Below are 26,101 nucleotides of genomic sequence, written 5' to 3' on the forward strand. Positions count from 1 at the left end.
TCCCCCCTTACCTACCTATTATTTTGTTAGTACTATTAAAGGATGATGATATTATTAATATATTCTAGCGAGGTATATGTTAAAATTTATATACCAAGAAATTTTAACAATACGAAAAACATATATTGAAAACCGCCCTTTTTAGGCACACTAGTATTAAAAACAGGAGGATATTATGACACCTCGGAATGTTCCTGCTAAAGATGATGCAGAAGTGAAAGATACCACGGCTTCACCTGATAAGGAAAGCGAAACAGCCAAACTCAATCGGTTACTAGGTGCGGTCATGCGATATTTATCAGATGATGAGCAAGAAGAAATTGATATAGAGTATCTTCTCGAAAACACCGAAGGGCTGCGTGATTGGTGGAGCGAATATAGGGAGCTTGATCGAAAACGGGTCGAAGAAGAAATAAAAAATTCCCTAACGAACCTATCCCTTGAAGAACTTGAAAACATCCGTGAACAAATCCGCACGAAGGAATAATAAAAAATTCCCTGGATCGGGATTTAACCTAATCATGCAGGGAATTTTTCTTTCTTATTATATATAAACACATATTTTTTTGTATTTACGATCATGCGACACCAGAAATCCTTTATTCAACACTCAATGACTTTAGTTCCAGTTGATCGATCATGTAATCCACTAATGCATGTAATGGATTTAAAACTGCCTTTCCTGTCTCAAGCTCATAACTCATAGCTGCTTCGACCATTGACAGTTGAGCGACCGACATCGGTCTTTCTTCGTTATTAAACTGGTAAAGGAAGTTCATGATTTCCTGGTTATATTTCTCTCCCAATCCCTGCATAATCAATTCAAAGGCATTGTCGATAATGATAACTTCAAAATCCACAGCGGCATATTCTTCAGCATGGGCATTTAAACGTTTGATTGTTCCTTCAACAGTTGCTGGGTTCGTGAATAAAATCATTTGCGGTTGCTGCAATTGGCAAATTTGCTCAAAATATGGTTCATCGATTTTAATGATAGGCATGGGTAAGGATAGTTGTTCTTCGTTTAAAAAGGCGATGTAGTTTGTACAGGTTATCAGAATGGCATCCACTTTACATTCGGCAATCCATTCGACTTGTTCTTTTACCCTTTTTTGAGCATCCGAATTGTTAAAAGTTGCATCAGATGACACCCGATGCATCAATCCCGGTTCAACAAAATGAAGCCATTCAATATCAAATTTCGAGAATGCGGCTTCGATGTATTTTATATTTGTATAGTGTGCATGCAAACAGCCTATCTTTTTTTTCATAAATCTCCCGCTTTCATCAGTTAGTATTCTGATTATTCTAACACAAAAAGCGGCGGTACATTGACCGCTCCGGAAAAAACGATCATTTGCCATAGCCCTCTCCTGCCATTATCGGGGGAAAAAGACTGCTTCTTTGAGCCAGAAGGCTCAGTTGGTATGAATCCTACTCTCGAGCATATATTTATCAAGTCGATAGCAAGAGGTATCATCAGAAAACGGAATAAAAAAATTATCAAAATGAGAGAATTATACTGTAATAGTAGATAAAAAATATTTATATTGGAGAGTGTTCACCATTCTTTATTTAATTGCGATTATTTTCCCTCCATTAGCCGTATTATTAGCTGGTAAACCCGTTCAGGCAGTGCTAAATTTGGTCCTCACACTATTTTTTTATGTACCTGGTTTAATTCATGCAATCTTAGTGGTGCATGATAAGAAAGCTGATAAACGAATGAAGCAGCAAGCAGCGATTATTTCTAAATCGAAACAAACAACTAAGTGATTTAGACAACCACTAATAACCCGAATGAAGCACAAGGTGCATCTTATTCGGGTTATTACTATCGAAAGATTCGTTTAATTGAATCTGTGCGTCTTCCTAAGCCCTCTATGATAACAAGCGTCACATATTTGAAAACGCGAGTCATCCGGCAGCCTTTTTCCACAGCGCTTGCATTTTTTTTGATAATTCAACATTTCGTCTTTTAACTGATCATGAACGCCATCACTGATTTCTTCACGGATACGCTCCCAATAAACAGCTTCGGTCCGCTTACCCATGCGATATAAAAATAATAGATGAAGACCTATCGCTTTATAAGATAGCTCCAATTCCTCCAGATTCCTTGTTTTGATGACCGGTTCAGGAAGGTCACTGTTCTCGGCAATCGCTTCGACTGTCTCCAGCCACTGTCTGATAAGACTTGGTTCTTTTGCGGAAAATGGAATATGCAGGAAACCATATAAATCCATTAATGAAAAACGCGCTTCGATTTCAGTATCCCGTATTAGTTCGTAAAGCTCCCTTTCTTCCGATAGTGATGCCTTTTTCGTGCCTTTAGGGGGCTCAAACCTCTCCCACATTTCGAAAAATGTCCCTAGGTTCCGGTAATATTTTTGAAAACGTTCAAATACAGCAGAAGTTGGGGCGATTGTAAAGGTTTGAACTGGCTCATCAACTTGTTCCAGCAACTTATTCATAATTTTGATATCTGCTGTAAATGCTACCTTTCCAGTGTCATAAATCCCCTTTCTACCCGCTCGACCTGCGATTTGTTTGATTTCTTGAGAAGTCAACCTTCTTCTTCGTGTCCCGTCGAATTTTTCATTTTCAAGAAAGACGATACGGCGTATTGGCAAGTTCAATCCCATTCCAATTGCATCGGTGGCAACCACAACTGATGTTTCACCGCGATTGAATAGCTCTATTTGCCGTTTCCTATTTTCAGGAGGCATACTTCCGTATATCATGCTCACATTATGTCCACTCTCTTTTAGCCGGGACGCGGTCTCGAGTACCTGCCTTCTCGAAAAACAAATAAGCGCATCTCCTTTTTTCGTATACTTCAGGCCAAACTCCCTTTGTTCTACCTCAAGCGGTATTTCCCGTCTGTATTCGTGGAGTTCCAAATCAGCTTCATTCAGAAGGTTCAGAAGCATCTTTTTGATATTATTGCTCCCGATAATGTGTACTTCTTTCGCATTAGCTTGCGTGATTGCCCTAAACCATGAAAAGCCTCGATCTTTATCGGCAATCATTTGGGCTTCATCTATGACGATTACTTCGTGGTAATCCTTTTCATGAAACATTTCAACGGTGCTGGAGACATGTTTAGCACCCGCCACTGCCTTTTCTTCTTCACCTGTTTTTAATGAGCAAGGTACACCGTCAGCATTTAATTTATCAAACACTTCAAGGGCCAGCAGTCTAAGTGGAGCTAGGTACAAACCGCTTTCCGCTTCTTTCATTTTTTCCAGGGCCTTATGCGTCTTCCCAGTATTTGTCTCTCCTATATGCAAAACATATCGAACTTTTTTCCCTAATGATGGAGTATAGGCCTTACCGATGATGTCATTGATCATCCTTTGCTCTTCTGCCAGCTTCCTGGCTTGCTCTGCCAATACTTCAGCTTTTCTTCTCTCTCTGTTCTCCACGTCTTTTTCGTATATTTCTTCGTGCAATGTTTCATTAAAAGGAATTCCTTCCAGCTTCAGTAAATCAGAAAGGTATTCTTCCTGAAGTTCATCAAAACAGGACTGAGACAAATCGGCCAATTCATCGCTTAGTATACCTTGAAGGGCTTCAACCGTCAGCCTTTCCCCATATGACTCTAAAAAATCATGATGCAGTGCAGCAGATAGATTGTTCAAGTATTTGTCAGGGGCTATTTTCATTATGAAATCCGAAACTAATCTTTCATACCTGAAGAAGTAATTTTCATATTCATAACGGTTCCTTCCCCAACCGACTAACGAGTGAATATCGCCTGTCAGCTCTTCAAAAAAATCAGTGACCATTAAGTATTCGGCAGCTTGAAAGTCCCCCTCTTCCACCAATTGTTCTTCAAGCAAGTATGGATCGACATATTGGAATTTAGGCTTATTCTTAAGATCTTTTGTCAATATACCGGCAATATAATACCTGGCATGTAAATATAATAGAAGGGAGTTATTTTCGAAAAATGTATTTGCCTCTTCTTGAAGCCTCGCACGTATTTTCCAACGTTGCTTGGCAAGCCGCTGTTCTTCTTGTCGCCTAAAGAATTTTTCCCTTGCATTTTTATATCTCTTTTCCCAATCTTCCTGATTGTCAGCAAAGGTTTTTTTAATCCATGTTAAGCTATCAAACGGACGATACTTCTTTAATTCGTTCCGGAACATGCTATTGATCAGTTTATGATCTGAACCTTCCGTTACAAAGCCCCTTTCGCTTAAAAATGCCTTTTTTTCCTTTCTGGGCACATCATTTGACGCTTTATTTATCCAAACATTTATCCAAATTTGCTCTATAAAGGTCGTCCTGTCTGATATATATGCTGAATAAGAAGGCATTGTCTCTTGATTCTCTAAATAAAAATCCATATCCTGGATTATTTTTTCCTTTGTATTCTCAATCGCAATAGGATATATACTTTCTAATTTTCCCATAATGATCCCCTTTTGAATTATCCAATATGTACTTTAATACTTCCTTTTATCCTCCCCAAATTATTGTTTAAAATGAGCGTGGGTATATTCGTTTTATCTATTTAAATTCAAGTGCTCTGTTAACATGAGAAGGTTAAGAAATGCCAAATACTATTCTCTCCAAGGTAAATATGCAAAATCCACCAAATATGCACCTCGGAGTTACTCTTACCAATTCATTTAAAGTATAATTCATGAAGAATAGACTGATCATTGATTTGGAATTTTTGGTTTATGCCCATCCCGGAAACCCGGAAATGGATACATAGGTTTAGTAATTTTGTAATCAGGTAAATTAAAATTTAATGATATTAAAAAAAAGCCGAAAATAAAGTAAAGGTAAATTTTTAAACTTTCTCGATAACATTATTCATCCATAAAACGAATCCATCCCCTTAATTGAGTTTAGTGGAAATTCGGACAACTGTCACGGTATTGAGATTCCGATTTTGTGTCCTTGGCGTTCAATATGAGAATTAACATCCGGAAATCTAAAAAGACTATAAATAAATGAGGAGCCTGAGAATGATTCAGCAAGATATCAACTATTATAAGAATTTCGATTCCATCGCTAAAGAAGTATTAGCACTATTAGATCAAACCATAGAGGTCAATACATTCTTCGTTTCTATATTGAATCCGATACATAGTTTCATGATCAAATCCTTAAATAGAAATGCAAAGTTGATTTGTGAAGGTGACATCCTTCCTTATAATATGGTTTATTGCAAATTAGTTGCTGAGAATGGCTTGGAACCACTCGTTATCCCGAATTTGGGGGAACATGAATTGACTAGTTGTCACCCCGTAACGAAGCTTATAGGAAATGGGTGTATTATGGGAGCTCCCCTTACTATTGAGGGTGAAATCATTGGAACATTATGTGCATTCGACATTAAACCTCATGATTTTAAAGAATATGATCTGATCCTCATTAAGTCCATGGCAGCTTTGATCAGTCATACCATCAATCTTGAAAAAGGGATTATCAGGGATCCTTTGTCAGGTCTATATAATCGGAACTTCATTTATAATTATTTTGATTATCATAAAGATAAAACAAACGATGAAATGGCTCTTCTTTACATCGATCTTGATCATTTTAAATTTTTCAATGATTCCTATGGTCATGATACTGGTGATGAAGTTATTAAAAAGGCAGCCGAATGTTTTTTGCAAGCCGTTCCCGAAGGCAGTCATGTGGCTCGAATTGGTGGTGATGAATTCATTGTATTATTACATCCAGCACATTGTGAGGATTTAATGAAAAGCACTCAGCAAAACGCTGAATTAATATTGAACCGTTTATCCACCATGCCCATTACCATTAATGGAAATGATCAATTTGTATCAGCTAGCATAGGGATAAGCTTTTACCCTCATCAAGGTACGGAAATGGACTCACTTTTGAAAAAAGCGGACCGTTCCATGTATATGGCTAAGAAATCCGGCCGTAAGAATATTCAATACTACCACCCGCAGTGATTATCTTAAAAATAAAAAAACCAGTTCTCCTTAGAGACTGGCTTTCTTTTACCTTAAAAAAATCCAACGTTTAGCTTTCAGCCTTTGCAAAAGCTTGAGCAGATCAGCATTTCCCTTATGTATCCGTTTTTCGGATGGTGAAGCGGAGGGGATCGGGATGTTAACTCTCTCGGGTTTTTTGTTCATATTCTGAAAGACCCTTCCTATTCTTTGATTTTGAATAGTATATGCGGGTTTTCCATTAAATATCATAAGGAAAGGAAAAACCCCTTCCCCTTATAAAACATTTTTTAACCGGCTGAAGCGTGCAGCTTTTTCTTTTTGATTCAGGATAATGCGTTCGTTCTGTTTCATCACTTTTTTAGTGTGGGGACTTAAACCTACATCAGGTATTTTCACCTGTGGTTTGATTACGGCAACTGACACATCATTGCCGGCTTTATCATAAATGCTCATTTATCCTCACCACCTGGTTTTTGTTTTATGACCATATCGAACATCATGATTAGTAATGCTATTAATAAACAATCGACTTCTGAAACGAAGCTTTCGGATTTAACGTCAAGGATATAGGGTTCCATCAAAATGCTTACTGGCTGCAAAGCCATTTTTTCTTCATCATTATAATACGTATCTTCTCTTTCCAATGTAGCACGGATGTTACTGCCATTCAAGTTCGGATGCCCATTAATCACCAATTGCTTGTCCTGTTCCGTTTTGAAAGGAAGAATTTTCACGTTCATGCCTTCCTTAGCTGCATATGCTTGAAGGAGAATGCTCAAATATGCCAAGTATTCCTTATTCGATTGATAATACTCAGGTATTCCTTCTTTCTTTAGGAGATGAAACATATTTTTGACCTTTTCCCTATTATCCGTTAAAAGTTTGTCACTTTCCGCAACCGCTTTTGTTGCATAGGACAGCTCGTTATCGCCAATCTTCGATATATACATGCTCAAAAATACAAACATATCAATAAGGATGAATACGATAGCCATAATCAAGAAATTTTTCCACTCATTAAAAATGCTCATCGGATAGAAATTCCAATAAATCAAAGCTCCCAGTACAAAAATGATATACCAGGTTTTTCGAATCGCTTCAATCCTTTTACTTACCTTGTCCTTATATTTCCAAGAAAGTATGACATATGCCAATAAAGCAATAAATACTACCCATACAAAGACTCTGAAAAACATTAACAATCGATTTATCACCCTACCCTTCAGCAGCTACATTCATTATCCCGCTCTCTATATTATTCATTATATATACCTCTATTCCCTGCCTAAGACGGGTGAAACTTAAACACTTGCCAGAAGTTTTCACTAGCTGAATGACATCATAGTAAATAACCCTATATATTCTGTGATATGATATGTTTTAATAAAAAGGCATGATTAATATGGGAGGAAACTATCATGATGAAAATTATTAAGATCCTCATTTCTTCTTTTATACTATTATTACTTTTCCTAAACCTCTATCCTCCACTTGGAAGAAGGATAAACAAAGAAAAAGTGAGAAGATTCACTACAAAAGAGAATTTTTCCAAGGGAAAATTCCAAAATCAGATTCCAGCCAGTCAAGCGATGAGTCTTAAGCATACTGGTTCGATTTTACGTGATTTCATAAAACCCAATCCAAAAAGGAGGCCCGACCAGCCAATCGTAATTGGAACAAAAGAACCTGGATCTATGAATGCCAATAAAATCACCTGGTTTGGTCATTCTGCATTCATGTTGGAGTTAGATGGGAAAACCATTTTAGTGGATCCCATGTTTGGCAAAGCACCAACTCCCTTTCCTTGGTTCGGGAACAAACGTTTTAGCGGGGAGCTGCCTATTGATTTGGATATGCTGCCTCCTATCGACGCCGTCCTGCTCTCACATGATCACTACGATCATTTGGATTATTACTCAATAAAGAAACTAAAGGATAAGGTCAGTCAGTTCATTGTTCCACTAGGTGTCGGCGGACACCTTGAAAGATGGGGAGTTAAACAAGAACTGATTCAGGAACATAATTGGTGGGATGAGGTTTCATTCAAGGGTTTGCGATTTGTCTGCACGCCTGCAAGGCATTTTTCTGGAAGAAGTTTACGCGATGGCAATACAACACTTTGGTGCTCTTGGGTAATTAATGGAAAACAAGAAAAGGTATTTTTTAGCGGAGATAGTGGATATGGCAGCCATTTTAAAGAAATAGGCGAAAAATTCGGGCCTTTTGATATAACTTTAATGGAATGCGGCCAATATGATGAACGCTGGTCAACCATCCATATGATTCCAGAAGAAACTGTACAAGCACATATAGATGTACAAGGTAAACGGATGCTCCCCATTCATTGGGCTGGTTTCACATTGTCTTTTCATGACTGGACAGATCCGATAGAACGGGTAACAAAAGCGGCCAATGATCTTGGAGTCCAGGTCTGCACACCTCAAATAGGCGAACCAGTGGCCATTGGTTCAACGGATTTCCCTCAAACAAGATGGTGGAAATGAAAAAGATCCATCCCAAATGGGATGGATCTTTTTCATTCATTCACAGTTTCCCTTCATTATATTCAAGATTCACTTTTATTGAATGCTCTTTCTTCACTCCAAAATAATTCGTTCCTATTACACCTAAAATGATTAGTATCGAACCCAATATATCGTAGATTGTAATCTTTTCATTTAAAATGAGAGCCCCTGCTGCAATCGTGACAACAGTGGAAAGATTTGCAAACACACTCATTTGGGACGCTTTGATTTTTGATAAGATCGTATTGGATAATAACGAAGTGACCAATGAAGCCAATATTCCCAAATACAAAATGGAACTGATGAATTCCATGCTCGACCATGGTGTAAAGAAATTCGGCATCGTTCCTTGTTTTAAGTGGGTGAAAAGCGCAGCTACGTTAAAAATGACAAAGCCTGTTCCCATCATGAAAAAGGACATTTCACCTGGTGTATAGTCCTTGGCAAGGGAACGGGTCATCGTTGTATAACATGCAGTTGCAATACAGGATAGCAGGATCAACACCATCCCTAGCATGTCGGAAAAATTGATTGTGCTCCCTTTCATCACAAAAATGAATAATACCCCAACTACCGACAAGACAATCGAAAGTTTTTGATATAAAGATGTTTTCTCCTTAAGGAAATATCCAGCTATCATCAATGTTAGAATCGGGGTGACCGCAGACAGAATTCCAGCATCGGTGGATTGCGAATACTTAAGTCCGAAAGTTTGAAAGGCAAAGAAAAGAGTTGGGAATAACAAAGATAACGGAACAAGATTTTTAACCGACTCCCAGGAATAGTTCACCTTAATGACTTTAAAGACGACCAGGAATAAAATGATGACGAAAGAAACGGAGAACCGGAACGCCAAAGTATCCAGCGGATTCGATTCTGCAATCGCCATTTTCGTAAATAAGAAAGATAGGCCGACAATACTTGAATGCATTAGCGCTAACATGTATGCAAATGTTCGGGTTTTCATGGCTGCAACTCCTCAACTAAATTACTATATTCCTATTTAGGTATAGTACCCTTTGAATCTGTATTGCAATCCAAGTTAGAGTCAAAAAATAAATATGGCATTTTTTTAAGCTAAACTGTTCAACTATCAACAAAACCAACCTTTTAAAAAATAACTTTTTAAAGATTAAGATCATTTTCATGCCTTAATGGAAATGCTCCAGTTAACTTTCAATTATTAAGAACTATTTAAAGTATGTCATTTGCAGTTTCATATATGATAAAATTTCAAGCAGGAAGAGAGGTATACATATATGTTAGTTACTACCGTAATATTCCTTATGGCTGGTCTAGCTGAAATTGGCGGCGGTTACCTTATTTGGCTTTGGTTAAGAGAAGGTAAATCCATTTATCTAGGTTTAGCCGGAGGTTTTGGGTTGGTGTTATACGGCATCATTGCAACTTTCCAAACGTTCCCTACCTTTGGCCGTGTTTATGCTGCATATGGCGGGGTTTTCATCGTTTTATCGGTTTTATGGGGATGGGGCATCGATAAGAAAACCCCTGATTTATATGATTGGATTGGAGCTTTAATCTGCTTGGTCGGAGTTTCAGTCATTATTTGGGGCCCTAGACAGTAAAGGACTTAAAGGGCATAAAGGCCCTTTAATTCTTTTACCAAGATCTCCACTTGTTGATTGGGCCTATCTTCATTTGAACATTTTCATAAAGTGATTAAGCTGGGTGTTTATTATATCAACTTTTTTTCCTGCCTGTTGGCGGTCATATTACTGAAGTTATCCTGAATGAACCAAATCGCCATTGCTGCAATGATGCATGGTATGGCAAAAGCTAAAAAATTGACTTGCAAGGATAACTTCATATCAAGCAGGACCCCGCAGAAAGTAGGAGCGAGTATTCCGCCAATTCTGCCGATACCCAATGCCCATCCGACTCCTGTAGAACGGATTTCATTCGGATAATACTGAGATACATATGCATTCGTTACAATTTGTGTACCTGTTGTCGTACCTCCTGCAATCGCAATCAGTATATAAAGCATGATCATGCTTGGCTTGAAGCTCAGCATCGTAAGGGTAATGAATCCAATGACCAAGAAAGTAACCAGTATCCTCTTGGAACCATATCTGTCTGCAAGCTTCCCTCCAACGATCGCTCCAAAAACCGCTCCAAGGTTCAATACGACTAAGAATGTCAGGCTTGAACCTAATTCATATCCTGCCCCACCCATGATCTTTGGAAGCCATGTACTCAAACCATACATTACGAACAAACACATGAAAAATGCAATCCAGAACATGAGCGTGCTTAAAGTCCTCCCATTTTTGAATAACTGTTTTACTGGAAACCCTTTCATTTCACTTTTGAGTTGCTCCTGAAGAACATAATGATCATTCATCGTATATTGACCGTTTACATTCACTTGATTCAGAACGTCCATCAATTTGCTTTTTTTATTATTTTTCATGAAAAAACTTATTGACTCTGGCAACAATTTATATAATATTGGCATGAATATTAATGGAAGTGCACCGAGCCAAACCACTGCCCGCCAACCAAAGTTCGGAATCAGGTACATCGCTCCCAGTGATGCTACAACTCCCCCTAGAGCGTGCCCGCTGAACATGATCGCTACCAGGGTACTTCTAAGTTTTTTAGGGGCATATTCAGTAATGATTGCAATTAGATTAGGCATGACTCCTCCCAAGCCTAGTCCTGCAATAAAACGCTGTATTCCAAAAGATATTGGATCATCGGCGAAACCTGAAGTAAATGTAAATACGGAAAAAATGATCGTACAAATCAATATGACTTTCTTTCTGCCGGATTTATCGGCCAGCGGTCCGAAGACCAACGCTCCTATCATCATTCCAAACAAAGCATAGCTGCTGAATAACCCTGCCTCTACGGCAGTTATCCTCCACTCCGCCATCAAAGATGGCAGGATCGTCCCAAGCATGAACATATCATACCCGTCACAGATGATGATAAAGATACAGCATAATAAAATCTGTAAATGAAAACGGTTAAATTTTTGTTCATCCATTATTTCAGACACTTGGATCGTGCGCATTTCCTTCCCCTCTTTCTGGTATTCCTTTTGACGTGGTCTTAAGGATTTCTCTTTTTTTGGTTCGAGCTAACATTTAATGACAATAGATTACAAATAAAAAATTATACGTATATAGAACTATGTTCACTATATATTAACTTAGTTTTCAGAATATTGTCAATACTCATTGATGATTTGCCTATTAATCAACAAAAAAACCCTCTTATCGAAGAGGGTTCAGGCAATAGACAAACTTGGAAGAAATTCCAGCTTACCTGCAATATTTCTTGATACGTTTCAGTTGATTTCAGAAATCCGCTTCCTATCCGCCAGCTGTCTGTCAAGCCTCCTCAGTGTAAGCGGCTGTGGGGTCTTGGCTACAGCGATTTTCAAGGAGTTCCATCCATTAGAACCAGTACATATAGTACTGATATATTTATCGCCATACCATTAAACCTATTCAATCACTTCCTTAATTAGCGCTGAACAGAATTTATGTGTTGAATATAGTATATTCCTTCTTCATGGTTTCCTCTTTGTACACGCTTATGATTTAACGAAAATCTTGGGCGAACTGAACATAACTCTTATGACTATCAGTGCAAAGGAAAGAGTTATCCCCTATATGGCCATTAAAGAGCTTATTCTTGATGTGTCATTCTGCCCTTCGTTTACCTTGTTTAATTTACCTTTGTCTATCCCATTCCGAACCCTTTTGGACACAAACTAAGCCCTCTTATCAAAGAGGGCTTTTTAATGAAGATAAGATTAAGCGTCCAAGGCTTCTTTACGCTTTCTTTTCCTTGATTCTGTTATAAGATCATAACCTAGATAAAGGATAATGGCTCCGCCTAACAATTTAACATATAACGGAATGTCCGCTACAAAGAAATAAATCATAGAGAATAATGTCCCTATAATGCTTAACCAAAAAATTACATGTTTTAAAATTTTCAAAGTAATGACTCCTCACAAAAGATGAGATTAATTTATAGTTCGCTCCACTTCAAGGAGGAATTAATTATCCATATCATCATTCTAACATTTATTCTTTATATTAAGAGTGACTCATATTGCGAAATTATGAACATTTAAGCAACTTTTCTCAAGGATAGGTCAAGCGAAGCAATTCCCGGAAAATCTTTACACTAATTCTTGTGAATTTGCAGTTTTTATATAGACCATTTGCTAAGGAAAAAAGGAAGCTAATACAAATATGCATGAAATGACAGCGAGGGTATCCCAGCACTGCATTTCATGCATTTAAATCACAGGACGTTCATTTTATTGGATTCTACGACCATTTCTTCAGTTGGCTCCGAATGATCATGTTTATAATAAGCCATTTTCACTGGAACGAATGATAAGGCAACCGCAGCAATGAGACCAGGTATGGCGAAGGCAATGAAATTCAATTGGATGGGTAGCGAGATGGACAATAAAAATCCGCCGAGTATGGGCCCGAGCATACCGCCAATCCTTCCGATACCAGATGCCACCCCTAGTGCAGTCGATCTTATATTTGGTGGATAGTACTGGGAAACATAGGCTTGTACAAGGTTTTGGGCACCAATGGTACAGGCTCCTGCAATGGCTACCAATGTGTAAATCACGAAGGGGCTTCCGCCCATTCCCAATAGCGTCAAACTGACAGCTCCAAGCGCATACATCGGCACAAGCATTTTCTTGGATCCATAACGATCACAAAGTTTAGCGATGATAAGCGTGCCTACGATAGCGCCCCCTTGAAGGACGATCAAGAAACCTAAGCTTGAATTCAGCGCATACCCTGCCTCGATCATTAGCTTTGGAAGCCATGTATTCAATCCATATACCATCAATAGGCACATGAAAAAGGCGATCCAGAACATCAATGTGCTAAGGGCACGGGAATCCTTAAACAATCCAACAATCGGCATATTGGCTTCTGTTTTTTTCACTTCCACAAGTTCGTCATTGATGTCGAATTTACTTTCCGGACTTACTTTTGATAGTATTCTGATCAGTTCTTCCTTTTTATTAATTCTGATCAGATGCGTCGAAGCCTCTGGTAAACGCTTCATCATGAAGGGTAAAAATAACAATGGTATTCCTGCAAACCAGAATATTGATTCCCAACCTAGTGTCGGCATAACCAGGATACCCAGTATCGGAGCAAGCATCCCTCCGAATGAGTAACCGCATAATACGATTGAAACGACCATGCTCCGCATCGTTTTCGGTGCATAATCCGTCAATAAGGCAATGACGTTCGGCATGATGCCCCCAAGCCCTAATCCCGCTAGAAATCGGAAAGTTGAAAACATCGTAGGCGTATCCGCAAATCCACATAAAAGCGTAAATAAACTAAATAAAATGAGTGTAATCGCGATTACGTTTTTTCTGCCAATCCGATCTGCTAATGTACCAAAGAAGATCGCCCCAAACAACATTCCAAATAGACCGTAGCTACCCATAGCCCCCGCTTCCACGGAAGTAAGGTTCCATTCCTCCGTCAATAACGGGACGACCGTACCGTAAACGACAAGGTCATAGCCGTCAAAAAGGATAATGATAAAACACCATGCCAGCAATCCAAAATGAAAGCGGTTAAATTTACTGTTGCTAATTACCTCTGTCGTATTAATTTTAGCCATAAAATTTTCTCCTCTCTAGGTGACTGCAGTAATTCCATCCAAATGATAGCGCTTACGTAATCATGTAAAAAATATTCGACTCACTTATTTTTATACAAATAGTGAACCGAGTTATCTAATTGTTATTATAAATGCTAATTATCTGATATTTCAATAAAAACTTTCGCATATTTTTCATAAAATCTTAATATGTTTTCTGATGCTATCGTTAATTACAAGTTTTGAACATGCGTAAAAACAACAAAAAACCAGTCCCTTATCGGAACTGGTTTCTAATTAGTGAAGTAGGAAGCCGCCATTGCCGTATTCAAGTAAGAAAGTTTTAAACCACCACTCCTCAAAGTGGGTGTTTGCAGAAGCAATCCTGTTGTCCAAGTCAGTGACGAGGCATAACATTCCTGTTTCAATATAAAACTCCCTATTACAGCTTAAAGGTTAAAACTTAATTATCATTACGAACAACGCAGCTTGTATAGTTATAATACCGAAATATCTTCATTCTTGCAAGTTAAATCATTCCCAGACAACAAAAAAATTTCATATTACACATTAAACAGGTGAATCCAAATTATTCATGCGCAAACGGCAAAACTAACGGCTGCACTCTGATTTATGTTACCGTCCCCCACTTTCATTGATAAATTATTATGTAATAGCATACTTGGGTAAGTAATTTTTAGATAGAATGTGCAAGATAAAATTGGACGGAATTGAAAGTGTTGTCTTGTGAGAATCATCGGTTGCTGAACTCTATAATATATCCTAAATAACATTGGCAAATACATGGAAGGAGTCTATAATATTAACTAACAGATTTGATTGGAGTGACTAGTTATGCTTTCAAACATTGGTTTTCCCGGTTTAATTTTAATACTTCTTTTAGCTTTAATTGTTTTTGGACCGAACAAGCTACCTCAAATCGGACGGGCAGTCGGCACCTCGCTTAGGGAGTTTAAGGATGCAACCAAGGGAATAACAGAAGAAATACAAGAGGAATTCAAGGATGACGTACAAGCTGCAAGAAAAGAATCGATAAAATGAAAAAGACGCCTGCACGCAGCAGGCGTCTTTGATGCGTTTGTGGCGCAGAACCGTCGGGCCACATCCCGACGTTTAGCTAAAAGCATGTTCTTCGACTTACACAAATTAGCTCATCGCTTTATTAATATAACATTAAACTTATTTTATATCAAGTGATTTATTGAACAGCTTGTTAACGGAGTCCTTATTCCTATGCTATAAACCGCTTGGGGTTTGTTCAGAAATATTCTATCGAGTTGTTTATTAAAATACGAATGAGCACCATTAAGCTGTTCTTATAAAAATGTTGAACTTCATTACAAGTTCATCGTCATTTGAGTTAATTGATCCGAGGAAACCGCCACTTGATTGAATGCTTCATTAATTTCGTCGAATATATCATTCAGCTCTGTCATTTCCTTGGTGATTTTAATATTCTGCTCTTTAACAGAAAGCATGTCCTTTGCTATATCAGTAAAAAATATGCCAGTTTCTTTTCCTTGTTTCGTTCCTTTAGTAATTTCCCCGCTAACCATGGAAATTGATGTGTTCATGACATTGGTAAAATGAGCAATTCCATTAACCAGTTTCACTACTTCCGAAACTGAGTCCTTGGTATTTTCCGACAGCTTCCTTACCTCACCAGCCACAACCGCAAATCCTTTACCATTTTCACCAGCTCTTGCCGCTTCAATCGCTGCGTTCAACGCCAACAAATTCGTTTGCTCTGCAATTGAAGTGATGATCGTGACAATTCGTTCAATTTCCTTTGAAGTATTGGATAGCTGTTCCATATCTTTTGAGATGATCGTCATTTGCTCCTGCGTTTTTACCAATCTTTTCTCTAATCCCTGTAACAGTTCGACTCCCTCTTTTGATTTTCCCTCTGCATGTATCGCAATCTCTGAGCCCTTTTTAGTGAAATCATGAATTTCGACTACCTTATTTGCCATTAATTGAGTTGCTGAACTAGTCTCTTCACTGATTGCTGCCAATTCCTCTGCATTATGATTGACCTGCAGTTTAATCGTTTCTTTTTCTGATTGGTTTTTTTGGCGAATCTTCTCATTTTCAAGTTCATATGCCTCTAAAACTATTTGCTGCTCCAGATTAAAAATTTTAGTGACAGCTAGAATGTTTTCTTGATATTGCTCAATATTTTTCATATTGGAAATCACATGAATGATTAATGACTGCAATAAATCCTGAAAAGCACTCATATACCATTTTGGCTGCAATCCAATTCGCACATGTACTTGTGCGATAATATAACGTTGTTTAATATACGCATCATCAATGTTCCCGCTAAACATTTCGTACATATGACGATGCAGTGTCTTTTTCAACCTATCAACAGAACTATTGTCTGATATGATTTTCATTAATGAGGGTTCATTTTCTAGATTTTTATAGAAATTTCCTACTATTTGGGTCAAATGTTTCTTCACTTCTTCCTGTAAAGAACGAATTATCCACAAATCCCCCATCGTCAAATGAATCATTTCCACTTGATTCAATACGCTCGGATATTCCCTGATATTGATACCGACGTGTTCCTTATATTGCATATAGTCCATCGAATCTATCTTTTGTTTACTTCTCCATATACTTTTCATGATTGAATTGCCTCCAATTTTTTCTACCCATATATACTATTTCGACATAAAGTCTGTTAATCTTAATTCACTTCGATAAATTTTCTTCTTACACAAGACTTATGAACTATTTATGTCCAAATAAAAAAAGACACTCCAAAGAGCATCTACAGTTTTTTTTTGCTTGTACAAATTTGGACGTTGATTGGAACGTTGGCACTCGATTTCCGCGGGCGGTCCGGGAGCCTCCTCGGCGCACTTGCACCTGTGGGGTCTCCCTTGGACTCGCTATTCCTGCCGGAGTCTCGCACACCCGCTCCAATCAACTATGTTTAAAAATTTAGATAGAGCTCCTTTTGTCTGCAAACTGAAACACTCCAGAGAGTGTCTTTTTCAATGTTCATTTTCCTGCTGCTGGCTAAGATTCGAGTGTTTACGGGAATAAGTGAAGTAAATGACTACTCCGATAGCCATCCAGATCAAGAACCTCATCCATGTATGACTCCCTAGCTGAACCATCAAGAATACGCAAAAAACGATGGCCAGGCCTGGAACAAGCGGTACAGCCGGACAATAAAAAGCACGTTTCATATCAGGCCTTGTTTTCCGTAACACGATGACCGCAATGGAAATCATCGTAAACGCAGTCAATGTTCCAATGTTGACCAGCTCAGCCAATTCACCAAGCGGAATGAATGCCCCCAAAAAGGCCGCTAATAAACCGAATATCCATGAAGCCGCATAAGGTGTTTTATATTTTTTATGAAGTTTTGATAAGGATTTAGGCATCAGACCATCACGTGACATCGCAAACATGATTCGGGTTTGTCCATACAACATAACCAAGATTACCGTTGTCATTCCGAGGAAGGCACCTAGATCGATGATACCTGCAATCCAATTTTGTCCTGCGCTTTGCAATACCAAAGAAATCGGATGGTCAAGAGCCTGGCTGAATTGTGCATACGGTACCACACCAGTCATGATCAAACTTACCGCCATATAAAGCACTACACAAATGACTAATGAACCAAGAATTCCCCGTGGTAAATTCCTACCTGGATTTCTTGTTTCTTCAGCCGCAGATGCAACTGCATCAAAGCCGATGAAGGCAAAGAACATTAATGCGGCAGTTGAAAATACCCCATCGATTCCAAATGGCATGAACGGCTGCCAGTTTTCCGGTTTCACATAATATATAGAAGAAACGATGAACAACAAGACTACCAACACTTTAATAACGACCATTATATTATTGATTCTAGTCGTTTGTTTCGTACCTATGGAAATCAAAAAGGTAATCGCCATGACTATCAAAAAGGCTGGTAAGTTCATATAAGTCGTGACTCCTTCGACCGAACCCGGTGCTGCCGTCAATTTCTCCGGAAAGTTAATTCCGAATCCACTTAAAAATGATTGGAAATAGCCCGACCACCCCGCCGATACGGCACTGACAGCCAATAAGTATTCAAGGATTAAATCCCAGCCGATTATCCAAGCGGCGAATTCACCTAAAGTTGCATAAGCATACGTATAAGTCGAACCGGATACCGGCACGGAAGCTGCAAATTCTGCATAAGAAAGTGCAGCGAATAAACAGGCAAGACCAGCAATGACGAACGATAATGAAAGTGCAGGACCAGCATTCACTGCACCAGTGCCTGTTAGAACGAAAATGCCAGTCCCAATAATCGCTCCAATTCCTAGCATCGTTAAATCCCAAGCTCCCAGTTCTCGTTTCAATCCCTTACCGCCGGAACCTCCGTTTTTCAACAAGTCCTCAATGGACTTCTTTCTAAAAATACTCATGTTCTCTCCTCCATAATTTTATAATTATTCTGAAAACTATAGACAAATAATTTCACTTACCATTTATATCGGAGAAATTTCGACAAATTTCTGCAATTCCTGAATTATCTGACTTTTAAATTATACGTATTAACCTTTTTAACGTCAATGATTTATTATTTTAAAATTCTGTTTTTTTATTTCCTTTGAAAGGCAAGCTTTAATATTCAACAGGTTTATCCATAATTAACAAAGAATGATTAACAATTCATTATTTTAATATTAATAAAGTGAGCTATTGGTGTATGTACTGTATTCCATTAATTAATTTTGCAAGAGTTCTAATATTTTTAATCCTATAAAGAATCATTATTTATTTTTCTCTATGTATTATTATGAAATAACACTTCAATATTATTCTGATCATTCATGCACCAATAGTTTGACGGAATCAAAGTACATCACTATACTTATTAAGTCTTAAAAAAAGTACGGGAATTATGCTTAATATTTGAAGAAGGTGACATTCATGGATTTTGAGATTACCTATCTGTCTTTTTATTTAATCCAAGTCGAAGGAAAAGGCGATCAGGCTGATAAGCGTTTTAAACATTTCCAAACTCTTGATACTGAAGAATACGAAGAAAGTCCTCTAAAGGATTTTTTGGATGGGGAATTGATGAAGATTTCCAAACGGAAAGTCGACCGTCATCCAAAAACTGAACAAATACCGACGAAAATTGGTTCTTTTATTGTCGAAGAAGGACATGCACTTGATTCCAACCCTAATTACAATGTATTTAACCGTGTTCGATATGCTAAAACAAAACAGGAATTCCAGGAGGAAAATGAACAATTCACTCGGTCTTATATCGATACAAGTGCCGTCCGTGGCGGAGTCTTCATAATCGCATCGGCAAAATTAACGAAATATCTTGATGAACCATTCGTTTTCTTATTAAAATGTGATTTCGAGCCGAAAGTTGCTTCCATATCGGATGAACGGACCTTGATTAGGCACGTTGAAATGGCAATCACCACTAAAAATATGAAATCCATTCAATACCCATACATGCCCGAAGAAGGTATGGTCGAAGAAGGCGAACTGAAAATCCACCAGGCCTCACATGCCCGCTACTTCGAGGACTTTTTGAAATTCGTCGAATACGGTGAATCGATGCCGGAAATCATGAAAAACCAGGTCATCCATATGGTCCATGAACATGTATCCGCTCAATTCGAAGAAAACAGTGACGAACTGCAGAAATTCGAACAAGACCTGGAAATCTGGGAAACAAGCGAAAAGCGTGAAATTCAAGAACGCCTTGAAACCCACCAAGTCGTCGAAGCCACAGCCCAGATTGTCGAGCATACACCTGAAGCCGAACTGCGAATGAAGCTTGGGAGTACATCCATCAAAGGACTGTTAGCCGATTTTGGCGATAGCATCCATTTAGGCAAGATTAATGGGAAGTATGTATTGATGATAGAATCCGATACGATAGAGTTCGATAAAGGTGTCTCGCCGATTGAATTTCACAGACCGGATGATTTACAAGTACTAATTGAAAAAATCATAAATAAAAGTTGATGAAAACCGAGTCACAAGAAAATTTGATGATTTGTGACTCGGAACGTGACTCTAGAGTCACAAAATACCTGTGTTGTATCCCGATAATGGCGGTCTTTGTGACTGCCTTTTTTATTTTTCTTCTATTATTACTCCTCCTGGTTTTTATTGGGGGAACTATATTTCATTCCCCTAATGTAAATTAAGATTTAGTTGATAACCCGGTATTCACAAATATAATCCTCAGCAGCTTCGTAATCTTTTGACTCTGTAAACCACTGAACTACCCCTTCGGATGTTTCAACGTTGTATGTAAAATATTCACCTGAAGCGGATCCCTCCTTTCATTGCATAATAAAAAGCCGTTCCCTCATTAAGAGACGGCTTGTATTTTGTTGATTTATCGCAAGTTTTCAAGCAGTTTTCAACGCATTAACTTCCCTAATCCAAATCTTCTTCTTCTACTTTCATAATCTTTCCTGTCTTTGCATTTATCTCAACCTCATAAATTCTGTTTTGGTTTGTCAAAATAAAGAATTCGTATACTAGAACACCATGTTCCATATCACTATGTAGAACTTGGCCAGGCACTCTCTGAAGTGCGATTTCTTGTGCCTGTTGCATGGTTAATCTTTGTCTATATAAAGGCGTTTGATTATTGTAGTAATTATCATACATTGGGAACATTCCCCTCTTTTATAATATATTCAATTTACACTATGCATTTGACCCAAGTTCTGTGAATATATGTTTAGGAACTACAGAAGATTCCCATGTAGTAGTTTTACTACAGATTAAAAAACATAAACAAAAGCCAGCATCAAAATGTTGGCCCTGTTAATAAGTATTATTTTTTAAATTAATGAATATCTCTCTTTTTGAACCGTCCTCCACGTACTTCTGCAATATTTGCTATTGCTAAGAAAGATGAAGGGTCAATCTCTTCAACAATAGTAGTTAACTTAGATTCTTCAAGTCTGGTAATTATACAGAAAATAACCTTCTTGTCCTCTCCAGAAAAGGCACCTTCACCATTTAAGTATGTCACACCCCGTCCTAAGCGACTATTGATTGCATCACCTATCTCTCTTGCTTCATCGCTAATTATCCATACTGACTTTGTTTCTTCCATTCCAGTAATAACAATGTCAATGGCTTTAGCAGCTATTACATAAGCTAAGATTGAATACATAGCTCTATCCCATGTGTAAACGAATCCGGCAGAACCAAGTATAAATAGATTGATGAACATAACAATTTCGCCAACAGAAAAAGGCACTTTTTTACTTATTACAATCGAAAGTATTTCTGTACCATCAAGTGCACCACCGTTACGAATTACTATTCCTACACCTACACCTAAAAAAATGCCGCCAAAAATTGTAGCAAGAAGGATATCTTCAGTGAAGGGTGGAATAGGATGAAAATATGTTGCAAAAATGGAAAGCATTATAATTCCATATATAGTAGATATAGCAAAAGTTTTTCCGAACTGTTTATATCCCAGGTATACAAATGGTAGATTCAATAGAAAAAGAAAGATTCCTAGTTTTATCCCAGTAATGTGAGAAAGCATAATTGAAATACCTGTAATGCCACCATCAATTACATGGTTGGGAATTAAAAAGATTTCCAATCCCGTTGCCATTAGCAAAGCACCAATTGTAATAAGAATGGTCCGTTGGATAATTATCAAACTAGATAACTTTCTATGCTGCTTTTTTAGTGCTTCCGTCAGAAAAATCACACCTTTTATTCATTTTTTTCTATTATATCCTAATATCAAATCAGGAAAAATAAATTTAAATAAAAGAAGTTCTAACCTACCGCACAGTTTGTTCCTACTTTAACATTTCATGGATGAATTTTTATGTATACTCATTTTCAAGTGAGGGTAAATGAATGAAAAACAGTTTTAAGTTACTTGTTACACCTGATGAACCCTTTCCAATGCTACTCAGGGAAATAGGAACTCATTATATAACAGATATAAGCATGCCGAACCTAGAAGCATTAATAACACTTAGAAGGCGAGCAACATATCACCAAAAGAGATTGAATAAATGTCTAGATGAATCCGTTAATCGATTCCTTAAAACATAACTTATTAAGGAATTTTGATGCTGAATCTGTGTCTGTTTATATTAGGATAGGATGTTGCCACTAAAGGATATTATTGATGCAGAGTTAATTGCTATTTTAGATTTTAATAATGGTCTACTGGTGCTCCTAGGTTATCCAAGTCTTGTGAAATATTAAGAATGATTAAATATCTCCACTCGTTTTTAAGTTTCCCTAAGTCCACAACCTGATGAACCTCTACTTCATCATTTTCATACTCTTTACTAGTCTCACAAATCTCATATAATCTTTCTACTAACTCTGTATTATCCCAATTCCTTATGTCTAACTGTACGAATTTTTGGCATTTTTTTATTTTCATTTTCTTCACTCCTAGTTTTTAAAGGATAAGGAATATTGAGTACTCCTAGCTGATTTAGTTTTGTTAATTACAACCCTATGGATTTTGTTGACGTATCCTTAGTGCTACTATTAGAACTTGATTAGAGTCCTTGTCTTTAGTTGTCCACTACTTTACAGCCAAAGTTGTTCCATCTTCATACATGGGAATATATATAACTTCACTTGTTGTACTCTTTTAGAATGCGGCTTCTCCTTGAAATTCAATGGTATCTAATTATTTCAATCTCTCAAACTCCGCTCAATCCCAATCTGTTTCTTCTGCAAAAGAAATATCAATATTACTAAACGTGAACACTCCTACTAATACTTATACTAAAAAACGATTAACATAACTGTCCATCTCCCTTCCAAATTTCAATTGGGAAAAACACAAATTATACAACGAAAAATAATTTTTGTTTATTTTTTCATTAAAAGTAAAAAAATGATAATTTCATTTTAAAAAAATCACCAATCATATTGACTGGTGATTTCTAAATCTGTCATTCTGAACCTTTTTTTAGTTTTGAGTTTCCTCCAGATCGATAAATTTCTTCGATTGTCTGCCCCTTCGCCCGTGCAAGGATTTCAATTCTTGCCATTAACTGTTTTTCTGAGTATTTCTTAATATCAGAATGGTATTCCTTTACTTTTTCCCCTTCTCCAATAACGCCCTCTGCATTTAAGGAGATAGAAATTGGTGCCAATTCCTCAAGCTTCTTAACCACCCTGTCAAAAAGATGAGGATGTTCACAAATCAAGCGCTGAAGAAGATATGTTCCATATGCAATATGCCTTGATTCATCTTTCTTTAAGTGGTCAATGCCCTCTAAAAGTCCGGGCATTTTACCCATCTTTTTAAGTACATCGTAAAATGATTTATATCCAGTTTCCGCCAACACTCCTTCTGCAAACATATTGTACACTGTAGCTGCGTCAGCTATTACCTCAGGGGTTTGTTCATGCCATAGCCGTTCCATTGTTTCGGGGAGAATTTCATAAAATAACTTACGATAGGTTTCAGAATGCAAGTGGGAAAGATCGCCTTTTTCACCAATAGCATTTAACACCAGTCGAAAGAATTCAGTATGTTTAGCTTCATCACATAAAAAGGTTGTAAGGAACATCTCTTCTTCCAATCTACCTTCTCTCGCAATCACCCTAAGCAATGGGAGTAAGTCAAGAGTAACCGCCTCTTCCCCTCCTTGAAATTGAGCGAGAAGTTTCAGCACCCAGTCTTTTTCTTTAACAGATAGTGTTTTCCAGTCCTCTTGATCCTGTGAGAAATTGATATCTTGGGGATTCCAAATTCCAAACTTTTTTGCCTTTTGATACAACTGGTAGGGATATGAATCTTCCATCAAACCCTCCGAGCTCGTCGTTAAGAGTTTCTTTCTCAAGTATAGTCCTCCTTCAAATTATACATTTACCATTTTATGCAAAAAGGGGATCATACGTATGGACAAATTCAGGACTGATGCAAAAATTAAAATAAAAGAGAATAACGGGCTCTGCACAAATGGGTATTGCACTCTATAAGAAGTAATAAAACCAATTAATAAATCAATTGTCGCCTCTCATACCACTTTTTCAAATTGTTAAAAATGTGTTCATTATGCAATATTTTTTGCTCAACACAAAGATCGTATAAGAAAACCTGAGGAGATGGAAATCCAGGAACGCTTTTAGACCCACCAAGTCACCGAAGCCACGGCCCAGTTAGTCGAGCATACACCTGAAGCAGAATTGGCATGAAGCTTGGCAGTTTTAATCACTGTAACGTAAGATTAAGATATAGAAAAATGGAAATAAACAAATTAGGAACCGATTAGAATTGGCTTTTGCAAAGGTGAATTTATAAATAAATGTATAAATTACTATGCTTCCTTCCCAGCTTGTTCAATAATAGGGCAATAATTATTTTGCTTTTTTTATTGGTTAGCGCCATTATTTGGAATGTAAATAATATCTAAGATCTTTAGGAATTAGATTACATTTTCTATTGACTAAACGTTCATTCAATAATAAAACAAAACTGAAAATTCAGTGAAAAATGGAGGGGTTGCATTGGATTTACATTTCGAGATTACTGGCAATGGTCGTCCTGTTGTTCTTATTCATGGTGGTGGGACTGATTTGAGGCAATGGACATTTTTAGCATCTCTTTTATCTAAGGATTACAAAGTTATTGCTTTTGATGGCCGTGGTGCCGGTAAATCACCATCCCCTATAAAACATGTAAACTATGTAGACGAAGTACTGGCACTAATGAATTACCTTGAACTTAATCAGGCAACAATTATTGGCCATTCCATGGGCGGGCAAATTGCAACTGATTTCGCTCTTAATTACCCTGAAAGAGTATCGAAACTTGTGTTAATTGATCCTTCTTTAACTGGTTTTCCCTATTCAAAGGAGTTTGAACAATATCATGACAGAATATTGGAAAGTGCACCCAATATAGATAAGATGTTAGAGCTTGCCCTCCATTCACCAACATATCAGGTGATTATCGATAGTCCGCACAAAGATCTCATTGTTCAAATGCTCAGACATCATTTCGAGCGCATGCTTAAGTGGCCCGCTGATTTCTGCATGAAATGGCCTCAGCCGCCAGCAATGGAACGATTAGAAGAATTGAACACCGAAACTTTATTTTTTATCGGCAAAAAGGACTTGGCAGACAATTTTCGAGTTGCCGATTGTTTCCGTAAGGTTCCAAACATCGGATTCATCGAAATAGAAGATGCCGATCATATGCTGCCCCTCACTCATTCTGAAATTTTATATCAAGAATTCACTGCTTTTATGGAGGATTGAAGTATAAATGCCACGTACACCTGAAGAAAATGACCGCATTCGCCAAGCTTCCAAAGAAAAAATTCGCGCTGCTGCCATGGAGTTATTTATAAAACAAGGATATTACGCTACTTCTATAAGCGATATAGCCAAGAAGGCGAGTATTTCTAAAGGGTTACTCTATAATTATTACAAAGGAAAAGAAGAACTGCTTTCTGAAATGGTCGAGGCCAGAATCAAGGAAGTGGTTGAAGTCATGGAAGAAGCGTTCACCTTAAATACACCTCGTGAACAGCTGGAACATCTAGTAAATGGTGCCATTGATAATATCCACAAAAAACCGGAAGTCCATCGGTTCTATCTACACCTGCAAACTCAGCCAGAGTCTGATGAAGAGTTGATAAAATTCAGTCATCGCATTATTGAAGAAAATGCTAAACAATTTGAGTTTCAATGTACAATATTTGAAAATATGGGTGAAAAGGAACCAAGGAAACGCTCGTTATATTTTTCATCTGTGCTGCAAGGTATTATGTTGATGATATCCACCTATCGACAAGGTTTTCCGATTGAAGAAATGAAGAACCAGATTATAAGTGAGTTTTGTAGCTAGTCTACCGTTTTAATAGGTCATATCTTGCATAAAGATTGGAACTTCCACAATCGAGCGCTTAAAATACAGTAAAAAGGTTCTTCAACAAAAAAAATCCCCATGATTATCTTTAGACCTTATATTAT

23 protein-coding genes, 1 other RNA gene and 2 pseudogenes are annotated in these 26,101 nt (G+C 37.6%); 10 read left to right on the forward strand and 16 right to left on the reverse strand.

From position 1 onward, the window contains the following. Positions 1 to 175: 175 nt before the first annotated feature. Positions 176 to 487, forward strand: a complete 312-nt coding sequence (locus tag ACQKMF_RS07955) for a hypothetical protein (RefSeq protein ID WP_101222074.1) — start codon at positions 176 to 178, stop codon at positions 485 to 487. 112 nt (positions 488 to 599) lie between these two features. On the opposite strand, the gene ACQKMF_RS07960 is transcribed toward ACQKMF_RS07955, so the two are convergent. Next, entirely contained in the window at positions 600 to 1,271 is a 672-nt protein-coding gene (locus ACQKMF_RS07960; protein WP_402942731.1) for a hypothetical protein, read from the reverse strand. Positions 1,272 to 1,566: 295 nt separating this feature from the next. On the opposite strand from ACQKMF_RS07960, the gene ACQKMF_RS07965 reads away from it, so the two are divergent. Further along, complete coding sequence (locus ACQKMF_RS07965) at positions 1,567 to 1,776, forward strand: YqaE/Pmp3 family membrane protein (protein WP_101222258.1); 210 nt, start codon at positions 1,567 to 1,569, stop codon at positions 1,774 to 1,776. A 74-nt stretch (positions 1,777 to 1,850) separates the two neighbouring features. Here the strand turns inward: ACQKMF_RS07965 and ACQKMF_RS07970 are convergent, their stop codons facing one another. Next, positions 1,851 to 4,421: a helicase-related protein gene (locus ACQKMF_RS07970; RefSeq protein ID WP_260357591.1), complete on the reverse strand. Its 2,571-nt coding sequence runs from the start codon at positions 4,419 to 4,421 to the stop codon at positions 1,851 to 1,853. A gap of 564 nt (positions 4,422 to 4,985) precedes the next feature. Here ACQKMF_RS07970 and ACQKMF_RS07975 point away from each other — a divergent pair. After that, positions 4,986 to 5,945 carry a sensor domain-containing diguanylate cyclase gene (locus ACQKMF_RS07975; RefSeq protein ID WP_260357590.1) on the forward strand — a complete coding sequence of 320 codons (960 nt, stop codon included), beginning with the start codon at positions 4,986 to 4,988 and terminating at the stop codon, positions 5,943 to 5,945. Positions 5,946 to 6,221: 276 nt separating this feature from the next. Here ACQKMF_RS07975 and ACQKMF_RS07980 read toward each other — a convergent pair whose 3' ends face one another. Both ACQKMF_RS07980 and ACQKMF_RS07985 read right to left on the reverse strand, forming a co-directional pair. After that, positions 6,222 to 6,401, reverse strand: coding sequence for a hypothetical protein (locus tag ACQKMF_RS07980; protein WP_230176330.1), 180 nt, complete (start codon positions 6,399 to 6,401; stop codon positions 6,222 to 6,224). After that, positions 6,398 to 7,144: a type II toxin-antitoxin system SpoIISA family toxin gene (locus ACQKMF_RS07985; RefSeq protein ID WP_230176571.1), complete on the reverse strand. Its 747-nt coding sequence runs from the start codon at positions 7,142 to 7,144 to the stop codon at positions 6,398 to 6,400. The genes ACQKMF_RS07980 and ACQKMF_RS07985 overlap by 4 nt, the downstream gene beginning before the upstream one ends. A 222-nt stretch (positions 7,145 to 7,366) precedes the next feature. Between ACQKMF_RS07985 and ACQKMF_RS07990 the strand changes: the two genes are divergently transcribed. Continuing rightward, a complete protein-coding gene (locus ACQKMF_RS07990) occupies positions 7,367 to 8,452 on the forward strand; it encodes an MBL fold metallo-hydrolase (RefSeq protein ID WP_427572508.1) in 1,086 nt (361 codons plus the stop codon). A gap of 40 nt (positions 8,453 to 8,492) precedes the next feature. On the opposite strand, the gene ACQKMF_RS07995 is transcribed toward ACQKMF_RS07990, so the two are convergent. Beyond that, complete coding sequence (locus ACQKMF_RS07995; RefSeq protein ID WP_427572510.1) at positions 8,493 to 9,440, reverse strand: DMT family transporter; 948 nt, start codon at positions 9,438 to 9,440, stop codon at positions 8,493 to 8,495. A 292-nt stretch (positions 9,441 to 9,732) separates the two neighbouring features. Here ACQKMF_RS07995 and ACQKMF_RS08000 point away from each other — a divergent pair, with 292 nt between their 5' ends. Beyond that, entirely contained in the window at positions 9,733 to 10,059 is a 327-nt protein-coding gene (locus tag ACQKMF_RS08000; protein WP_101222067.1) for a YnfA family protein, read from the forward strand. A gap of 110 nt (positions 10,060 to 10,169) precedes the next feature. Here ACQKMF_RS08000 and ACQKMF_RS08005 read toward each other — a convergent pair whose 3' ends face one another. The 5 genes and pseudogenes from ACQKMF_RS08005 to ssrS all read right to left on the reverse strand — a co-directional run bounded on the left by ACQKMF_RS08005 (position 10,170) and on the right by ssrS (position 14,601). Then, complete coding sequence (locus ACQKMF_RS08005; protein ID WP_427572512.1) at positions 10,170 to 11,513, reverse strand: MFS transporter; 1,344 nt, start codon at positions 11,511 to 11,513, stop codon at positions 10,170 to 10,172. A gap of 464 nt (positions 11,514 to 11,977) precedes the next feature. After that, a pseudogene (locus ACQKMF_RS08010) lies at positions 11,978 to 12,135 on the reverse strand (IS1595 family transposase); the annotation flags it as partial. Between the two features lie 125 nt (positions 12,136 to 12,260). Continuing rightward, positions 12,261 to 12,449 (reverse strand): hypothetical protein, encoded by a 189-nt coding sequence (locus ACQKMF_RS08015; protein WP_063233876.1) that lies wholly within the window; start codon positions 12,447 to 12,449, stop codon positions 12,261 to 12,263. A gap of 311 nt (positions 12,450 to 12,760) precedes the next feature. Then, positions 12,761 to 14,128 carry an MFS transporter gene (locus ACQKMF_RS08020; protein ID WP_101222065.1) on the reverse strand — a complete coding sequence of 456 codons (1,368 nt, stop codon included), beginning with the start codon at positions 14,126 to 14,128 and terminating at the stop codon, positions 12,761 to 12,763. 285 nt (positions 14,129 to 14,413) lie between these two features. Then, positions 14,414 to 14,601, reverse strand: a non-coding RNA gene (gene ssrS, locus ACQKMF_RS08025) — 6S RNA. 361 nt (positions 14,602 to 14,962) lie between these two features. Between ssrS and tatA the strand changes: the two genes are divergently transcribed. Beyond that, complete coding sequence (gene tatA / locus ACQKMF_RS08030) at positions 14,963 to 15,169, forward strand: twin-arginine translocase TatA/TatE family subunit (RefSeq protein ID WP_101222064.1); 207 nt, start codon at positions 14,963 to 14,965, stop codon at positions 15,167 to 15,169. 296 nt (positions 15,170 to 15,465) lie between these two features. Here the strand turns inward: tatA and ACQKMF_RS08035 are convergent, their stop codons facing one another. Continuing rightward, a complete protein-coding gene (locus ACQKMF_RS08035) occupies positions 15,466 to 16,764 on the reverse strand; it encodes a protoglobin domain-containing protein (protein WP_427572515.1) in 1,299 nt (432 codons plus the stop codon). 372 nt (positions 16,765 to 17,136) lie between these two features. Then, positions 17,137 to 18,552, reverse strand: coding sequence for an amino acid permease (locus tag ACQKMF_RS08040; RefSeq protein ID WP_427572516.1), 1,416 nt, complete (start codon positions 18,550 to 18,552; stop codon positions 17,137 to 17,139). A 508-nt stretch (positions 18,553 to 19,060) separates the two neighbouring features. Between ACQKMF_RS08040 and ACQKMF_RS08045 the strand changes: the two genes are divergently transcribed. Beyond that, positions 19,061 to 20,122 (forward strand): DUF3900 domain-containing protein, encoded by a 1,062-nt coding sequence (locus ACQKMF_RS08045; protein WP_427572518.1) that lies wholly within the window; start codon positions 19,061 to 19,063, stop codon positions 20,120 to 20,122. Between the two features lie 420 nt (positions 20,123 to 20,542). Here ACQKMF_RS08045 and ACQKMF_RS08050 read toward each other — a convergent pair whose 3' ends face one another. The 4 genes from ACQKMF_RS08050 to ACQKMF_RS08065 form a co-directional block, all read right to left on the reverse strand. Beyond that, complete coding sequence (locus tag ACQKMF_RS08050) at positions 20,543 to 20,779, reverse strand: PepSY domain-containing protein (RefSeq protein ID WP_427572520.1); 237 nt, start codon at positions 20,777 to 20,779, stop codon at positions 20,543 to 20,545. A gap of 181 nt (positions 20,780 to 20,960) precedes the next feature. Beyond that, the gene (locus tag ACQKMF_RS08055) at positions 20,961 to 21,839 is read right to left on the reverse strand and encodes a YitT family protein (protein WP_230176572.1); all 879 of its coding nucleotides are present in this window, start codon (positions 21,837 to 21,839) and stop codon (positions 20,961 to 20,963) included. A gap of 468 nt (positions 21,840 to 22,307) precedes the next feature. Then, entirely contained in the window at positions 22,308 to 22,544 is a 237-nt protein-coding gene (locus ACQKMF_RS08060; protein ID WP_101221999.1) for a hypothetical protein, read from the reverse strand. A gap of 523 nt (positions 22,545 to 23,067) precedes the next feature. Further along, complete coding sequence (locus ACQKMF_RS08065; protein ID WP_402942712.1) at positions 23,068 to 23,964, reverse strand: R2-like ligand-binding oxidase; 897 nt, start codon at positions 23,962 to 23,964, stop codon at positions 23,068 to 23,070. Positions 23,965 to 24,223: 259 nt separating this feature from the next. On the opposite strand from ACQKMF_RS08065, the pseudogene ACQKMF_RS08070 reads away from it, so the two are divergent. The 3 genes and pseudogenes from ACQKMF_RS08070 to ACQKMF_RS08080 form a co-directional block, all read left to right on the forward strand. After that, positions 24,224 to 24,313, forward strand: a pseudogene (locus tag ACQKMF_RS08070) (DUF3898 domain-containing protein); the annotation flags it as partial. Between the two features lie 318 nt (positions 24,314 to 24,631). Beyond that, complete coding sequence (locus tag ACQKMF_RS08075) at positions 24,632 to 25,384, forward strand: alpha/beta fold hydrolase (protein WP_427572523.1); 753 nt, start codon at positions 24,632 to 24,634, stop codon at positions 25,382 to 25,384. Positions 25,385 to 25,391: 7 nt separating this feature from the next. After that, complete coding sequence (locus ACQKMF_RS08080) at positions 25,392 to 25,976, forward strand: TetR/AcrR family transcriptional regulator (protein WP_427572525.1); 585 nt, start codon at positions 25,392 to 25,394, stop codon at positions 25,974 to 25,976. The last annotated feature ends 125 nt before the right edge of the window (positions 25,977 to 26,101 follow it).

Origin of the sequence: Peribacillus sp. NPDC101480 (assembly GCF_050277335.1) — a bacterium.
Taxonomy (GTDB): Bacteria; Bacillota; Bacilli; order Bacillales; family DSM-1321; genus Peribacillus.

Bases quoted from the DNA above. Each gene is read 5' to 3' on its own strand.
- tatA (WP_101222064.1), top strand. From the start codon at position 14,963: ATGCTTTCAAACATTGGTTTTCCCGGTTTAATTTTAATACTTCTTTTA.
- ACQKMF_RS07975 (WP_260357590.1), top strand. From the start codon at position 4,986: ATGATTCAGCAAGATATCAACTATTATAAGAATTTCGATTCCATCGCT.
- ACQKMF_RS07980 (WP_230176330.1), bottom strand. From the start codon at position 6,401: ATGAGCATTTATGATAAAGCCGGCAATGATGTGTCAGTTGCCGTAATC.
- ACQKMF_RS08060 (WP_101221999.1), bottom strand. From the start codon at position 22,544: ATGAAAATAAAAAAATGCCAAAAATTCGTACAGTTAGACATAAGGAAT.
- ACQKMF_RS08035 (WP_427572515.1), bottom strand. From the start codon at position 16,764: ATGAAAAGTATATGGAGAAGTAAACAAAAGATAGATTCGATGGACTAT.
- ACQKMF_RS08080 (WP_427572525.1), top strand. From the start codon at position 25,392: ATGCCACGTACACCTGAAGAAAATGACCGCATTCGCCAAGCTTCCAAA.
- ACQKMF_RS07960 (WP_402942731.1), bottom strand. From the start codon at position 1,271: ATGAAAAAAAAGATAGGCTGTTTGCATGCACACTATACAAATATAAAA.
- ACQKMF_RS07985 (WP_230176571.1), bottom strand. From the start codon at position 7,144: ATGTTTTTCAGAGTCTTTGTATGGGTAGTATTTATTGCTTTATTGGCA.
- ACQKMF_RS07970 (WP_260357591.1), bottom strand. From the start codon at position 4,421: ATGGGAAAATTAGAAAGTATATATCCTATTGCGATTGAGAATACAAAG.
- ACQKMF_RS08000 (WP_101222067.1), top strand. From the start codon at position 9,733: ATGTTAGTTACTACCGTAATATTCCTTATGGCTGGTCTAGCTGAAATT.
- ACQKMF_RS07995 (WP_427572510.1), bottom strand. From the start codon at position 9,440: ATGAAAACCCGAACATTTGCATACATGTTAGCGCTAATGCATTCAAGT.
- ACQKMF_RS07990 (WP_427572508.1), top strand. From the start codon at position 7,367: ATGATGAAAATTATTAAGATCCTCATTTCTTCTTTTATACTATTATTA.
- ACQKMF_RS08040 (WP_427572516.1), bottom strand. From the start codon at position 18,552: ATGAGTATTTTTAGAAAGAAGTCCATTGAGGACTTGTTGAAAAACGGA.
- ACQKMF_RS08005 (WP_427572512.1), bottom strand. From the start codon at position 11,513: ATGCGCACGATCCAAGTGTCTGAAATAATGGATGAACAAAAATTTAAC.
- ACQKMF_RS08045 (WP_427572518.1), top strand. From the start codon at position 19,061: ATGGATTTTGAGATTACCTATCTGTCTTTTTATTTAATCCAAGTCGAA.
- ACQKMF_RS08020 (WP_101222065.1), bottom strand. From the start codon at position 14,128: ATGGCTAAAATTAATACGACAGAGGTAATTAGCAACAGTAAATTTAAC.
- ACQKMF_RS07955 (WP_101222074.1), top strand. From the start codon at position 176: ATGACACCTCGGAATGTTCCTGCTAAAGATGATGCAGAAGTGAAAGAT.
- ACQKMF_RS08050 (WP_427572520.1), bottom strand. From the start codon at position 20,779: ATGTATGATAATTACTACAATAATCAAACGCCTTTATATAGACAAAGA.